The sequence below is a fragment of the Streptomyces sp. RerS4 genome, from assembly GCF_023515955.1.
Classification (GTDB): Bacteria; Actinomycetota; Actinomycetes; order Streptomycetales; family Streptomycetaceae; genus Streptomyces.
On record NZ_CP097322.1, the window covers coordinates 6,955,795 to 6,969,430 of the forward strand.

15 protein-coding genes are annotated in these 13,636 nt (G+C 73.1%); 8 read left to right on the plus strand and 7 right to left on the minus strand.

Annotation, left to right across the window (positions count from 1 at the left end):
• The first annotated feature begins 111 nt into the window (after positions 1 to 111).
• The 3 genes from M4D82_RS31155 (at position 112) to M4D82_RS31165 (ending at position 3,638) form a co-directional block, all read left to right on the plus strand.
• Positions 112 to 1,005, plus strand: coding sequence for a LysR family transcriptional regulator (locus M4D82_RS31155; RefSeq protein ID WP_249770708.1), 894 nt, complete (start codon positions 112 to 114; stop codon positions 1,003 to 1,005).
• A gap of 131 nt (positions 1,006 to 1,136) precedes the next feature.
• The gene (locus M4D82_RS31160; protein ID WP_249770710.1) at positions 1,137 to 2,387 is read left to right on the plus strand and encodes a putative Ig domain-containing protein; all 1,251 of its coding nucleotides are present in this window, start codon (positions 1,137 to 1,139) and stop codon (positions 2,385 to 2,387) included.
• Between the two features lie 15 nt (positions 2,388 to 2,402).
• The gene (locus M4D82_RS31165) at positions 2,403 to 3,638 is read left to right on the plus strand and encodes an MFS transporter (protein WP_249770712.1); all 1,236 of its coding nucleotides are present in this window, start codon (positions 2,403 to 2,405) and stop codon (positions 3,636 to 3,638) included.
• 28 nt (positions 3,639 to 3,666) lie between these two features.
• On the opposite strand, the gene M4D82_RS31170 is transcribed toward M4D82_RS31165, so the two are convergent.
• Together M4D82_RS31170 and M4D82_RS31175 are read right to left on the minus strand one after the other, a co-directional pair.
• On the minus strand, positions 3,667 to 4,203 hold the full coding sequence (locus M4D82_RS31170; protein ID WP_249770714.1) for an NUDIX hydrolase family protein: 537 nt from the start codon (positions 4,201 to 4,203) through the stop codon (positions 3,667 to 3,669).
• Positions 4,204 to 4,360: 157 nt separating this feature from the next.
• Positions 4,361 to 5,356 (minus strand): NAD(P)-dependent alcohol dehydrogenase, encoded by a 996-nt coding sequence (locus M4D82_RS31175; protein WP_249770716.1) that lies wholly within the window; start codon positions 5,354 to 5,356, stop codon positions 4,361 to 4,363.
• Between the two features lie 110 nt (positions 5,357 to 5,466).
• Between M4D82_RS31175 and M4D82_RS31180 the strand changes: the two genes are divergently transcribed.
• Both M4D82_RS31180 and M4D82_RS31185 read left to right on the plus strand, forming a co-directional pair.
• The gene (locus M4D82_RS31180; protein WP_249770718.1) at positions 5,467 to 6,135 is read left to right on the plus strand and encodes a TetR/AcrR family transcriptional regulator; all 669 of its coding nucleotides are present in this window, start codon (positions 5,467 to 5,469) and stop codon (positions 6,133 to 6,135) included.
• Positions 6,132 to 7,310, plus strand: a complete 1,179-nt coding sequence (locus tag M4D82_RS31185) for a winged helix DNA-binding domain-containing protein (protein WP_249770720.1) — start codon at positions 6,132 to 6,134, stop codon at positions 7,308 to 7,310. Before M4D82_RS31180 ends, M4D82_RS31185 begins: the two co-directional genes overlap by 4 nt.
• A 34-nt stretch (positions 7,311 to 7,344) precedes the next feature.
• On the opposite strand, the gene M4D82_RS31190 is transcribed toward M4D82_RS31185, so the two are convergent.
• Complete coding sequence (locus tag M4D82_RS31190) at positions 7,345 to 7,587, minus strand: hypothetical protein (RefSeq protein ID WP_249770722.1); 243 nt, start codon at positions 7,585 to 7,587, stop codon at positions 7,345 to 7,347.
• Here M4D82_RS31190 and M4D82_RS31195 point away from each other — a divergent pair.
• Positions 7,586 to 8,065: a hypothetical protein gene (locus tag M4D82_RS31195; protein ID WP_249770724.1), complete on the plus strand. Its 480-nt coding sequence runs from the start codon at positions 7,586 to 7,588 to the stop codon at positions 8,063 to 8,065. The genes M4D82_RS31190 and M4D82_RS31195 overlap by 2 nt on opposite strands.
• 219 nt (positions 8,066 to 8,284) lie before the next feature.
• Here M4D82_RS31195 and M4D82_RS31200 read toward each other — a convergent pair whose 3' ends face one another.
• From M4D82_RS31200 to M4D82_RS31215, 4 genes are all read right to left on the minus strand, one after another.
• Positions 8,285 to 9,598 (minus strand): AMP-binding protein, encoded by a 1,314-nt coding sequence (locus M4D82_RS31200; RefSeq protein WP_249770726.1) that lies wholly within the window; start codon positions 9,596 to 9,598, stop codon positions 8,285 to 8,287.
• Positions 9,599 to 9,749: 151 nt separating this feature from the next.
• On the minus strand, positions 9,750 to 10,178 hold the full coding sequence (locus M4D82_RS31205; RefSeq protein ID WP_249770728.1) for a pyridoxamine 5'-phosphate oxidase family protein: 429 nt from the start codon (positions 10,176 to 10,178) through the stop codon (positions 9,750 to 9,752).
• 56 nt (positions 10,179 to 10,234) lie between these two features.
• On the minus strand, positions 10,235 to 10,627 hold the full coding sequence (locus M4D82_RS31210; protein WP_249770730.1) for a VOC family protein: 393 nt from the start codon (positions 10,625 to 10,627) through the stop codon (positions 10,235 to 10,237).
• Entirely contained in the window at positions 10,624 to 10,950 is a 327-nt protein-coding gene (locus M4D82_RS31215) for an ArsR/SmtB family transcription factor (protein ID WP_249770732.1), read from the minus strand. Before M4D82_RS31215 ends, M4D82_RS31210 begins: the two co-directional genes overlap by 4 nt.
• Before the next feature lie 113 nt (positions 10,951 to 11,063).
• Between M4D82_RS31215 and M4D82_RS31220 the strand changes: the two genes are divergently transcribed.
• On the plus strand, positions 11,064 to 11,804 hold the full coding sequence (locus M4D82_RS31220) for a YqjF family protein (RefSeq protein ID WP_249770734.1): 741 nt from the start codon (positions 11,064 to 11,066) through the stop codon (positions 11,802 to 11,804).
• Positions 11,805 to 11,918: 114 nt separating this feature from the next.
• The gene (locus M4D82_RS31225) at positions 11,919 to 13,631 is read left to right on the plus strand and encodes an amidohydrolase (RefSeq protein WP_249770736.1); all 1,713 of its coding nucleotides are present in this window, start codon (positions 11,919 to 11,921) and stop codon (positions 13,629 to 13,631) included.
• The last annotated feature ends 5 nt before the right edge of the window (positions 13,632 to 13,636 follow it).

A 13,636-nucleotide genomic window follows, 5' to 3' on the forward strand; every position in this document is an offset into this window, starting at 1 on the left:
CCCGGCCTGCATGCCTTCTCGCCCGGCGGGCATGAACGGTCCACCACAATCGGGCAGTTGTTCATGATGCCGCCCCTTACAGGTACAACCTCGCGCGGTTACCGTCCGGTCATGACCCCCACACTCGCGCAGCTTCGTTATCTCGTCGCCGTCGCGGACTGCCGTTCCATCACCGGCGCGGCCGCCTCGGTCTTCGTCGCCCAGTCCGCCTTGTCGCGAGCCGTCCAGGCCATGGAGCGCGACCTCGGCGTCGAGCTCATCGCCCGCCGCGGCAGGGGTGTGGACCTCACGCCGGAAGGCGCCCGGGTGGTCCGGCTGGCCCGAACCGTGCTCGACGCGGTGGAGGCCATCGACGACATCGGGGTCCCGCACGGCAAGGGCGGGCGGGTCACCCTCACCCTCGTCACCACCCCCACCCTGGCCCTCGACCTGGCCTCCGAACTGATCCCGGCCTTCACCGGTCGACATCCCGGAGTGGACGTACGGCTCCACCAGTACGACGGCCGCGAGGCCCTGGTACAGGGACTCCTGGACGGCACGGCCGAGTTGGGATTGGTCGACCTGCCGGTGGACAAGGAGCTGACCACGCATCACATCCAGGAGCGTGAGGTGGTGCTCGTCTCGCCCGTCGGCGCCCGACTGCCCGACCCCGTGCCGTTCCGCACGCTCGACGGTCTGCCGATGGTGCTGCCGACCCCGGGCACGGGGCGGCGTACCGAGATGGAGGCCATGTTCAGCTGCCTCGGGGTCCGGCCCGTGCCCGCGTTCGAGGTCGACGAGCGGCTCGCCTGGGTGACCGGCGTGACCGATGGCCGCGGCTCCCTCATCTGGTACCGCGACGTGGTGCTCAGAGCCTTCGGCACGCGCGCCGAGATCCGCTCCTTCACCCCGCCCCTGCTGCGTCCCGTGGGCATCGCGCACGCGCGCAGGCCGCTGAGCCGCGCCGCCCGCGCGTTCATCGCGCACGCCCGCCACAACGGCCCCGTGCGGGAACCGGCGCGGTGACCGGAAGTCGGCCCCGCTCACCGGAAGCCCGAGGGAATTCGGCCAGGCATGCCGGCCCGGCATTGAATGGTGCTCGAACGGAGCGTGATTGACTCTGGCGGCATCATCTGATGTGCCATCACATGGTGCGCATGTCCCGACTCCTCACACCCCCATGGGTCGCGGCCCTCGCGACCGCGGCCCTCGCCACCCTGCTGCCGGCCACCGCATGGATGGCCGGCACCGCCGACGCCGCCACCGGCCGGGCCGTGCCGGCAGCGGCCGCCGCGCCGGCCCCGGAGAGGCAGTGCACCCTGCCCGGCGGCATGGCCGAGATCAGCGGACTCGCCATGAGCCGCAAGCACCCGGGTGTCTTCTACGCCGTCAACGACAGTGGCAACACCAACCAGGTCTTCGCCGTCGACTGCACGGGCGCCACCGGACAACTCAAAGCCACCTACACCGTTTCCGGCATCGGCAACACCGACTGGGAGGGGCTCGCGATCGGCAAGGACGCGGCCGGCCTCCCCGTGATCCTCGTGGGCGACATCGGCGACAACTTCAGCGGCCGCGCAGAGATCTCCGTACACGCCTTCCCCGAGCCCGATCGGCTCGCCAACGCCACGGTGAGTCCGGTGACGTACAGGTTCGCCTACGCGGACGGCCGACACGACGCCGAATCCCTGCTCGCCGACCCGACCACCGGACGGCTGTACATCGCGAGCAAACTGATCGGTGCGACAGGGCAGTTGTACCAGGCCCCGCTTCCCCCGCAGACCGGACAGGTCAACACCCTGACGGCGGTCCGCCCCGGCCCCGTCTTCGCCACCGACGGCGCCTTCTCGCCATCGGGTGCCTCGTACACCCTGCGCAGCGGCGGGCCGCTGGGCGCGAACACCGCCTCCGTGTACGACACAGCGGGGACCAAGCTCGCGGACGTCGCCCTGCCGGCGCAGTCGCAGGGCGAGACGGTGACGTACTTCGACTGCGCGAGCCTGCTCGTCGGTTCGGAGAACGACACCCAGATCTGGCGGGTCCCGCTCCCCCCGGAGGCGACCCCGGGCTGCGCCGCCACCCCGACCCCGACGCCGACCCCCACGCCGACGCCCACCCCGACCCCGACTCCCACCCCCGCTCCCGGTGACCTGAAGCTGGCCAACCCCGGCCCCCAGACCTGCAAGTTCAACCAGACCTGCACCATCCAACTCACCGCCACCGGCGGCAAACCCGCCTACCGCTACACCGCCACCGGCCTCCCCTGGGGCCTCACCACCGACCCCGCCACCGGCCGCATCACCGGCAAACCCTGGGCCGGCGGCACCCTCCACATCACCGCCACCACCACCGACTCCACCGGCACCACCGCCACCACCACCTTCCCCCTCACCATCAACTGGTTCTGAACCGAGGAGACTCCCGTGTACCTGTCGGCCGGCCGGGCGGCGGACGCCGCCCAGGGCCTCCCCGCGCCCGGTCGCCGCAAGGCGGTCCCCGGCACCGTCCCCGGCACCGTCCTCGCGCTCGGCCTGGTCAGCATGGTCACGGACATCTCCGCCGAGATGGTCACCGCCGTCCTGCCCCTCTACCTGGTGGCCGGACTCGGCATGTCCCCGCTGGCGTTCGGCGCCCTCGACGGGCTCCACCACGGCGCCACCGCCCTGTTGCGCCTCGCCGGCGGCCGGATCGCGGACCGCACCCACCGGCGCAAGCTCGTCGCCGGCGCCGGCTACGCGATCTCGGCCGTGTGCAAGGGCGCGCTGCTCTTCGTCACCACCCCCTGGTCCGTGGCCGCCGTCCTGGCCGCCGACCGGACCGGAAAGGGGCTGCGCACCGCGCCGCGCGACGCGCTGATCTCCCTGTCCTGCCCGCCCGAGGACCAGGGTCGGGCCTTCGGCGTCCACCGCGCCCTCGACACGGCGGGCGCGCTGCTGGGCCCGCTGGCCGCCTTCGCGCTCCTGTGGGTGGTGGTCGACGGCTACGACGCCGTGTTCACCGTGAGCTGCGGCATCGCCCTGCTGGGGGTGCTGCTGCTCGCGCTGTTCGTCCGCGAGAGCCCCGCGCCCGCCGTCGCCCGGCCGCCGCTGCCCCCCGTACGGACCCTGGTGCGCATACCCGGCCTGCGGAGGCTGTGCCTGATCGCCTGCACGCTCGGCCTGTTCACCGTGGGCGACGCCTTCCTCTACCTGCTGCTCCAGGACCGGCTGGCCCTGCGCGCCGCGTACTTCCCGCTGCTGCCGGTGGGCACCGCGGCCGTGTTCCTGCTGGGCGCCCTGCCGGTGGGGCGACTCGCGGACCGGCTGGGGCGCGTACGGGTCTTCCTCGGCGGGCACGTCCTGCTGTGCGGCGCCTGCCTGCTCCTCCTGACGCCCCTCCCGGCCGCACCGTTGGTGGCCGGCGTCCTGCTGCTCCACGGCCTGTTCTACGCGGCCACCGACGGGGTGTTGATGGCCGCCGCCGGCCCGATGCTGCCACGGGAACTGCGCACCACCGGCCTCGCCGTCCTCCAGACCGCCCAGGCCCTCGCCCGCCTCGCGGGCTCCCTCCTCTTCGGAGCCGTCTGGACCCTGTGGGGCCCCGAACCGGCCCTCTGGACCGCCGCCGGCGGCCTTCTCCTGGCCCTGATCCCGGCCCTGCGCCACCTGAGGAAGGCGTAGGAAGCCGCCGCCCCGAATGGTCGTTTCTTCAGTAGGTCCGGCCCACGTGCGCCAGTGCCTGCTTCAGCAACACCCCGTGCCCGCCCGGCATTTCGCCCTGCACCGCCAGGGAGGCCGCCTCGTCGGGACTGAACCACACCAGGTCCAGCGCGTCCTGGCGGGGACGGCAGTCGCCGCTCACCGGGACGACGTAGGCGAGGGACACGGCGTGCTGGCGCGGGTCGTGGTACGAGGTGATGCCCGCCGTGGGGAAGTACTCGGCGACGGTGAACGGCTGGAGGGAGGCGGGGACGCGCGGCAGGGCGACCGGGCCGAGGTCCTTCTCCAGGTGCCGCAGCAGCGCGTCGCGCACCCGCTCGTGGTACAGGACGCGGCCGGACACCAGGGTCCGGCTGACCGTTCCGTCCGGACCGATGCGCAGCAGCAGGCCGATGCTGGTGACTTCGCCGCTGTCGTCCACGCGTACGGGCACGGCCTCCACGTACAGGATCGGCATCTGGGCGCGGGCCGTCTCCAGCTCGTCGTCGGTCAGCCAGCCGGGCGAGGTCTCGGTCGTGTCAGACATTGCTTGAGCATACTTTCCGGGTAGGGCGCCCGCAGGGTGCGCGGGCCGGTTCGACTACGGAAGAACGTAATACGCGCACGGGCTCGTGCATGATCATGCACCACGAAGGCCCGACCGCGTACGCGAGGGCGACACGGGCGGGTGCCGCCAGGTCCTCTCACACGGTGATCGCGATCTTGCCGCGCGCCCCGCCGTCCGTCAGCAGGGTCAGCGCCTCCGGGACCCGTTCCAGCGGGAACACCGACCCCACGACCGGGGTGACCGAGCCCGCCTCGATCAGCCCGGCCAGATCGTCCAGGCCGGCCCGCCCCTGGCGGCTCAGGAGCATGGTGAGCCGCTGCCGGGTGAACGGGGACCGGACCAGCGCCCGGAACTGGCGGCCGAGCCCCAGCCAGTCACCGTCGTCCTCGCCGCCCGCGACGACCAGCGTGCCGCGCGGCTCCAGCACCCGGCGCAGCCGCGCGACCGGGGTGCTCCCCGCGAGGTCCAGCACCAGGTCGAAGCGCCGCCCGCCGGCGGTGACGTCCTCGCAGGTGTAGTCGACCACGTGGTCCGCGCCGAGCGAGCGCACCAGGTCCGCCTTGGCCGGGCCGCACAACCCGGTGACCTCCGCCCCGAAGGCCTTGGCCAGTTGTACGGCGTACGTCCCCACCCCGCCCGAGGCTCCCGTCACCAGGACCCGCTGCCCGGCCCGCACCCGTCCCGCCTCGCGCAGTCCCTGGAGCGCGGTGAGCCCGGACACCGCCACCACGGCCGCCTCCTCGAAGCCCAGCCGGTCCGGCTTGGGCGCGATCCGGTCGGCGCGGGCCACCACGTACTCGGCGAACGAGCCGTGCGCCGTGCCGAACACCGCGTCACCGACGGCGAAGCCGGACACCCCAGGCCCCAACGCGGCCACCGTGCCCGCCACGTCCAACCCGGTGGCCGTGTTGCGCGGGCGGCGCAGACCCAGGACCGCCCGCACCGCGTAGGGCCGGCCGGCCATCAGGTGCCACGTCCCCCGGTCGACGCCGGCGGCCCGCACCCGCACCAGCACCCGTCCGGGCCCCGGCGTGGGCCGGGGCACCTCCGCGAGGCGGAGCACGTCCGGGCCCCCGTAACCCACTTGGGTGATCGCTCTCATGGTCACGTCACCCATCGTCACACTGCTCACCGCAGCCACCTCGTCCCGTCGCCCGCCCTGGCCGTACTAAGTACGACTTACTTAGTACGGTAGGATGGACCTCGCAGTCAACCCCTCCCGATCATCCGGACGGAGACGAAGTGCCCCAGCAGGTTCCCCTCAGTCGCGCCCGGGTCCTGGAGGCGGCGGTCGCGCTCGCGGACGAGGGCGGCGTCGGCGCGCTGACGATCAGGGCCTTGGCGGCGCGACTCGGCGTCAAGCCGATGTCCCTGTACCACCACGTCCCGCACAAGGAAGCGATCCTCGACGGCATCGTGGACGCCGTCTTCGCCGAGATCGACCTGCCCCCGGACGACGCCGACTGGCGGTCCGCCCTACGCCACCGCGCCCACAGCGCCCGTGCCGTGCTGGCCCGTCACCCCTGGGCCACCGCCGTGCTGGACTCGCGCGCGCACCCCGGCCCGGCCACCCTGCGCCACCACGACGCGGTCCTGGGCGTGCTGCGGCGCGGAGGCTTCCCGTACGACCTCGCGGCGCACGCCTACTCCCTGCTGGACAGCTACGTCTACGGCTTCGCCCTCACGGAGGCGGCGCTGCCCTTCGCCCCGCAGGACGTGGAGGAGGCCGTCGGGGAGTTCCTGACTGGCTTTCCGGCGGGGGAGTACCCCCACCTCGTCGCGTTCGCCGAGCAGCACGTGCTGCGCCCCGGGTACGAGTACGGGGCCGAGTTCGACTACGGCCTGGAGTTGATCCTCGACGGCCTGGCGGCCCGCCTCGCGGCCGCCACCCCGCCTACCGTGACCCCATGAAGCCGACCACCGTGTCCTGGGCCGCCGCCAACGCCCGGCGCATGGCCCGGCAGTGGCTCACCGCCCCGGCGCCCGAGGGCACCGATCCCGCCGAGATCGCGGCCCGCATGCTCGGCGCACACGCCCAGATCGCCTCGGCCGCCGAGCTGTCCCTCGCGCTCAGGGCGCACGGCGCGACCCGCGCGACCGTCCGACACGCGGTGACCCGCGACCACACGCTCGTCCGGACCTTCGGCCCGCGCGGCACCGTCCACCTCCTGCCCTCCGCGGACCTGCCCTGGTGGACCGGCGCCCTGTCCGCCCTGCCCGAGGACGTCGGCGGATTCGCCCCCGACGTGCGGATGACCCCCGCGCAGACCGACGACGTGCTCGCCGCCCTCGCCGACGCGCTCACCGGCGCGGAACTCACCGTGGACGAGCTGACCGAGGCGATCGTGCGGCGCACCGGCCCCTGGGCCGCGGACCCCGTGATGCCCGCCTTCCAGACCCTGTGGCCGCGCTGGCGACAGGTCACGCACACCGCCGCGCACCGGGGCGTACTGGCCTTCGGCGCCGACCGGGGCCGCAAGGTGACCTACACCAACCCGGGCTGCGTCCCGGCCGACGCCACCGCGTCCCTCGCCCGGCTCGTCGACCGCTACCTGCGCGCCTACGGTCCGGCCGGCGCCCCGGACTTCGCGCTCTGGGCGGCCGCCCCCAAGGCCTGGGCGGTGGACCTGTTCGCCTCGCTCGCGGCCCAGGGCCGGATCGAGGAGGTGACCTTCGCCGTGGCCCCGGTCGCCACCGCGCGCCCGTCCGGGCCCCCGTACGTCGCCTCCGGCGACACCGCCTTCCCGGACGAGCCGGCCCGTGGCGTGCGCCTGCTGCCGTACTTCGACGCCTACGTGATCGCCTGCCGCCCCCGCGAGCTGTTCTTCCCCGGCGCCGCCGCCACCCGCGCCCTGGCCGGCGGCCAGGCGGGCAACTACCCCGTCCTGCTGATCGACGGAGTGGTCGCGGGCGTCTGGCACCAGCGCCGTACGGGCCGCCGCATCGCGATCACGGTGGAGCCGCTCGCCCCACTGGGCGCCACCCACCGCCGGGCCCTGGAGTACGAGGCGGAGCGTACGGCGGCCATCCTGGAAGGGGCCGCGGCCCTCACCGTCGGCACCGTCACCGTCGGCCCCCACGCCTGATCCGGAGGGCGTGGACGGCCTGCCGTACGGCCCCTCACTCCCCGAACGTGCCGTGCCGCCCCGCGCCCAAGGCGAACCGGTCCGCTCCCGCCTGCGTCTCGCCCGCCCCCAGCGGCACCAGACCGTGCCGGTACTCCGGGGGTTGCCGAAGCCGGGGGGTACGGCGCCGGCGGCCCCACCCGTCGGTCGCCCCCGTAGGCCGTCCCGGCGGGGCGGTGCGGCCGCCGGGCGTGTAGCGCCCCCCGCGCTCCGGCCGGCTGCCACGCTCGTCGTCCATGGATGTCAGCGCCTTTTACGCCCTCTTCTCCGCCACCTGCTTCACCCTCGTCGGCCTGTGGTGGAACGTCGTCCAGAGCCACGCGGACTGGATGCGCGACCCCGCGCTGCGGCGCGTCGTCGGCGGGATCTACCTGTCGTTCCTGCTGCCCGCCCTGATGGGCCTCTTCGCGCAGATCGGCGGCACCGAGCAGCCCCAGATCTGGCGGGCGGCGTTCATCGCCCTCGCCGTGGTCGGCTGCGTGTGCACCCTACGGCTGCTGGCCCGCGCCCGCGGCGACCACTTCGTCACCCTCCAGCAGGCCGGCGCCACATTGCTCTACGCCCTGATCGCCGTCGTCGGCGCCTTCCCCGAACTCGCCGGGCACATCGGCCTGCGCCCCATCCAGGCCGAAGCCCTGATGCTGATCGGCCTGATCATCCTGGGCCACGCCCTGGTCTGGCGCTTCATGGCCGGAGAGGGCCGAGCCGAAGGATGAGCCGACGGGTGGGTGTTGACCTGCTCCACGCTGGCGGACCGACGTCAGGGCCCTCCCGAACTACGCGTTGCCATCAGCCGAACGGTGGCCGCACTGGCCGACCGCTACGGCGACCGCCACGCGGACCGCGTGGATCTTACGGAACGCTGACGAGGCCGCCGGACAGGGCCTGTTGGGCCCCATCGGTGAGCGCGGCGACCTCGCGCTGGAGATCGAGCGCTACCGGGCGTCTTCGATGCGGCCGGTCACCACCAGGTCGCCGTCCGGGGTGTGCCGCGCGAGGTGGCCGGTGCGGAAGTAGCCGTCGGGGGTGAAGGTCCGGGCGTTGTGGTCGGGCGCCCGGTAGTAGCCCCGCGGGATGTACGGACCGCGGGCGAGGAGTTCGCCGGGCACGTCGCCCGCCACGTCCTCGCCGTCGACGTCGACGATGCGCAGCTCGTCGTCGGGGGAGAGCGGGCGGCCCGCGAACGTGAGCGGTCCCTCGGCCGTGCCGAGGACCTGCTGCGGCTCGCAGCCCCATGCGAGGCGTATCCGTTCGTCGGTCGCCTCGTGCGGATGGGGTGCCGCGTCGCAGATCTGCACCAGGCGCAGACTGCTCACGTCCGCCCGGCTCACGGCAGACGCGTCGAGCCATCGCCGGGCGACGGCGGGCGTCACCGAGGTGAGGGTGACCCCTTCTCCCGCGATGAGCGGAAGGCACGCGTCGGGTTCGGCGCTCTCGGGCAGGACGACGGTGCCGCCGACGGAGAGGGTGCCGACGATGCCGGGGCAGCCGAAGGCGAAGGGGGACTCGGCGGGCAACGCGGCCAGGTACACGTCGTTCTCGGTGAGCGCCACCGACTCGGCGGCGGCCCGCGCCTGGTAGGCGTAGTCGTTGTGCGTGCGCGGGACGAGGTGAAGCGCCTCGCCGGAGAGCAGGAAGAACGCCACCTGGTCGGCGCTCTGCGCGAGCGCCGGCTCCGGCGGCGAGTCGATCGAGCCCAGCGGGGAGTACTGACAGCCCGACGGATCGGTCGTCAGGCCGCCGTACGGGGATGCGGCGCCCGGCGCCTCCAGGGTGAACACCCGCCGCAGGAACGGCCATCGGGCCGCGATGTCCGCCGCCATCGCCGTGTGGTCGAACCCCTGGTACGTCGAGGGGCCGACGTAGCCGACGGCCTGGGTGACCCGCACGAGGGGGGCCACCTCGGACGTGCGCAGGGAGAGCGGGCAGAACACGGGGACCGCGCCGGCGCGCATCAGCGCGAACGCGGTGACGACGAACTCGGGGACGCTCGGGAGCTGGACGACGACCCGTTGTCCGGGCCGCAGGCCGCGCAGTCGGAAGCCGGCGGCCACGCGGTCCACGCGCCGGTTCAGGTTCGCGTACGTGAGGCGCGTGTCGCCGTGCACGAGCGCGGTGCGCGGTCCGTACTGCAGGGCCCAGCCGCGCAGCAGGTTGTCCAGCGTATTGCCGCGCCAGTGCCCGGCCGCCCAGTAGCGGTCGACGAACTCCTCGGGCCAGGGCGTACATCCGTCGAGCATGGATGCCATTCGCTTTCTTCTGTACCGGCTTCGAACCGGGCGGCGTACGGGGTCGTGCAAGCCAATCCGCCAACTCCCCTGCACACAATGCGCTGTCCCGACCAGGGACGCCGGACCGCCTCGGCGGAACGTCCAAGGGGCCGGGGGCTCGGACCCGGTCTCAGAAGCCGCCGAGGTCCGCCGACAGCCAGTGCTCGGGGCGCATCCGGATCGTCACCTGGGGCCCGTGCTCGCGGGCGGCGAGGTCCAGGAAGGCTCGCACCGCCTCGGGCGGGAGGTAGCGGGCGGCCATGTATTCCCGCTCCCCGTCGGTGGTGGGTGTGGTCGACACCACCGGGCCCTCGACGGAGACGTAGCGCACGGTCGGTTCCACCCGCTCGACGAGCAGGGAGAAGCGGCCCGCACGGGCGAGGGCCCGTGCCTTGGCGGAGTCGAGCCCGGTGGTGAACCACAGCTCGCCGCCGGCTTCGTAGGCGTACCAGACGGGGACGGCCAGCGGCCCCCGCGCGGGCTCGCGTCGGCTGACGGCGAGCGCTCCGACATGGGGTTCGGCGAGGAAGGACTGACGCTCGGCTTCGGTGAGAGGCACGGTGTCTCCCAAGGCTTCCAGGGACCAGGGGCCAGGTGCCGGGGGCGGCCGACCGGCTACTGCGGCTTCGTCGCGATCTGGATCAGGTTGCCACAGGTGTCGTCGAAGACGGCAGTGGTGACGGTGCCCATGTCCAGGGGTTCCTGGGTGAAGCGGACGCCGTGGCCGCGCAGGCGCTCGTACTCCGCGTTCACGTCCTCGACGGCGAACTGGGCGAGCGGGATGCCGTCCGTGACGAGCGCGTCGCGGTAGGTCTTGGCGGCCGGGTGGCCGAGCGGCTCCAGAAGGAGTTCGGTGCCGTTGGGCTCGTCGGGTGAAGTGACGGTCAGCCAGCGGTCCTTCTCGCCGATCGGGACGTCGTGCTTCTTCACGAACCCGAGGATCTCGGTGTAGAAGCGCAGGGCCTTGGCCTGGTCGTCGACGAAGACGCTGGTCAGATGGATCTTCATGGGGTGCTCTTCTCCGGTCCGGATGGGTCGGGCGACGGGTCGGGCGACCGATCGGGCACGGGCCATCGCTCGGTGATCTGTCGCAGCGGGGCCGTGTTCAGGTCGTGGAACTTGTAGCGGCCCTCCCGCCTGGTCTCGACGAGCCCGGCGGCCTCCAGCACGGCGAGGTGCTGGGAGACGCCCTGGCGCGAGATGCCGAGCCGATGCCTCATGCTCAGGCGCGAGCAGATCTCGAACAGTGTCTGTCCGGACTTCTCCGAGAGCTCGTCGAGGATCGTGCGGCGGGTGGGGTCGGCCAAGGCTTTGAAAAGGTCGTCGGCCATGACCCCAGCATAGGCAACCGCTGACTTGCCTATCAAGTCGTCGGCCGCCGCCGCCCGGGATGGCGCGGGGGCAGCGGCGACCTCGCCGACCCCTTCTTCGCGATACTGGCGCCATGCCCCAGATGCCGCCCGCCGTCGGCCCCGAGCCGATATCCTTCGACCCGCCCTTCACGGCGGACCGGCCCCTGCTCACCCAGTCCTGGCTCGACGTGGCCTTCCTGCACTGGGCCGCCGACCCCGCCGACGTCGCTCCGCTGCTGCCGGCCCATACGGCGCCGGACACCCTGGACGGGGTCACGTACATCGGTCTGGTGGCCTTCCGCATGCACAAGGTCGGCTGGTTCCGCCTTCCCGGCATCCCCTACCTGGGCGCTTTCCCGGAAACCAACGTCCGCCTCTACACGGTCGACGCCGACGGCCGCCGCGGCGTGGCCTTCCTCTCGATGGACGCCGCCCGGCTGATCCCCGTGGTCTTCGGCCGCGCCGCGTTCCGCCTCCCGTACGTCTGGTCGCGGATGTCGGTCCGCCAGGACGGCGACACGGTCGCGTACGCGAGCAGCCGGCGCCTCTTCGGACCGCGCCCCGCGCACAGCCGGTTCGCCGTACGGGTCGGCGAGCGGATCGTGGAACCGACCGAACTGGAGCACTTCCTGACCGCCCGCTGGGGCCTGCACACCGAGCCCTTCGGCCGGCCGCTGTACCTCCCGAACGCCCACCCACGCTGGCCCCTGCACCGCGCCGAACTCCTCCACTGCGAGGAGGACCTGGTGGCCGCGGCCGGCCTGCCCGCCCCCGCCGGGCCGCCCGCGAGCGTGCTCTACTCGCCGGGCGTGGCGGTCCGTTTCGGCCTATGACTGCCGCGATCGGTGGAATGACCGATGTGCCGGGGGTGAGCGCCCGGCCATAGTCCTCGGGAGATCGTTCGCGGGCGGCCGTGACGCGCGCCCGGTTTTCGAAAGGACCCTTCTGTGGACACGTATGCGGACCTGGTATTCCTCGGTGGGAAGGTGGTCACGGTCGACGCCGACTTCTCCGTCGCCTCGGCCCTGGCGGTGACCGGTGGGACCATCAGCGCCGTCGGCGGACGGGACGACGTCGAGCCGCTCATCGGTCCCGCCACCCGCGTCGTCGACCTGCGGGGACGGACGCTGCTCCCCGGTATCAACGACTCCCACCTGCACGGATGCGCCTTCGGCATGGCCACGCCGCCGCTCTCCCTCGACGTCGGCCACCCCACCGTGTCCTCCCTGACGGACGTGGCCGAGGCGGTGGCGCAGGCCGTCCGGCGGGTTCCGGACGGGCAGTGGATCACGGGACACGGCTGGGACCCCGGCTTCCTCGACGAGTGCGTGGCCGATCCGTCGCGCTCGCCCTCGCGGCGCGACCTCGACGCCGTGAGCCCCGACCACCCCGTCGTCCTGTACTCCTTCTCCGGGCACGCCACCTGGGTCAACTCCAAGGCACTGGAGCTCATCGGGATCGACCGGAGCACCGTCGCCCCGCCCGGCGGGGCCATCGTCGTGGACGCAGCCGGCGAGCCGACCGGGCTCCTCCACGAGGGGGCCCAGGCCCTCGTGCAGAACGCGCTGCCGGCGCTCGGCCGGCAGGAGCGGACCGACGCGATCAAGGCGACCCTCGCCACGCTCGCCCGCCTCGGCGTGACCAGCTACACCGAGCCCGGCCTCGGCCCCGGCGGCGCCGGCATCATGCGGGGCGCGCTCGGCGGCGAGACCCTCGACGTCTACCACCGGCTGCTGGCCGACGGCGAACTGACCGCCCGCGTGGGCGTCCTGCTCCTGCCCACCGGCATGGCGAGCACCGCCGAGGAGTTCGCCCGCGCCCTCACCGACCTGGACGCCGCCGACGCGTCCCGCGCCGCCGATCCGCGCCGGCTCGCGATCCACGGCGTCAAGATATTCGCCGACGGCGTCGTCCCCAACAAGACGGCCTGGATGCACGAGCCGTACATCGGCGGTGGCTGTGGCTCGCTGTGCGTCGGAGGTGAGACGGACAGCGCGCGGATCGCCGAGATCGACGCCATGATCCGGCACGCCCACGCCGCCGGGCACCAGTTGGGCGTCCACGTCACCGGCGACCGGGCCATCGACACCGTCGCGGACGCCTTCGCCGCGGCCGTGGCCGAGCACCCCCGGGCCGACGCCCGCCACTACGTCATCCACGGCGACTTCCTCACCGCGCACAGCATGAAGGTGCTGGCCGCACACGACTTCGGCGTCAACATGAACCCCACCATCAAGTGGACCGTCGCCGACATGGAAGAGGAGTTCGTCGGCGCCGGACGCGCCGCGTACGCCTGGCCCTACCGCGATGCCATCGACGCCGGCGTGCGCGTCGCGAGCGGGTCCGACGCCCCCGTCACGTACCCGGACTGGCGTCAGGGCGTCGCCACCATGATGCTGCGCGAATCGAAGGCCGCCGGCCGTGTCAGCGGCCCCGAGCAGCGCATCGGGCTGGCCGAGGCGATCCGTACGTACACGATCGACGCGGCCTGGCAGGACTTCGCCGACGACTGGAAGGGCTCCCTGGAACCGGGCAAGGTCGCCGACCTCTGCGTGCTGGACGGAGACCTGCTGACCGCCGACCCCCACGACATCCCGGACATGCCGGTCGTCCTCACCGTCATGGACGGGCAGGTCGTGCACGACACCGTACGGAATTGACGTAT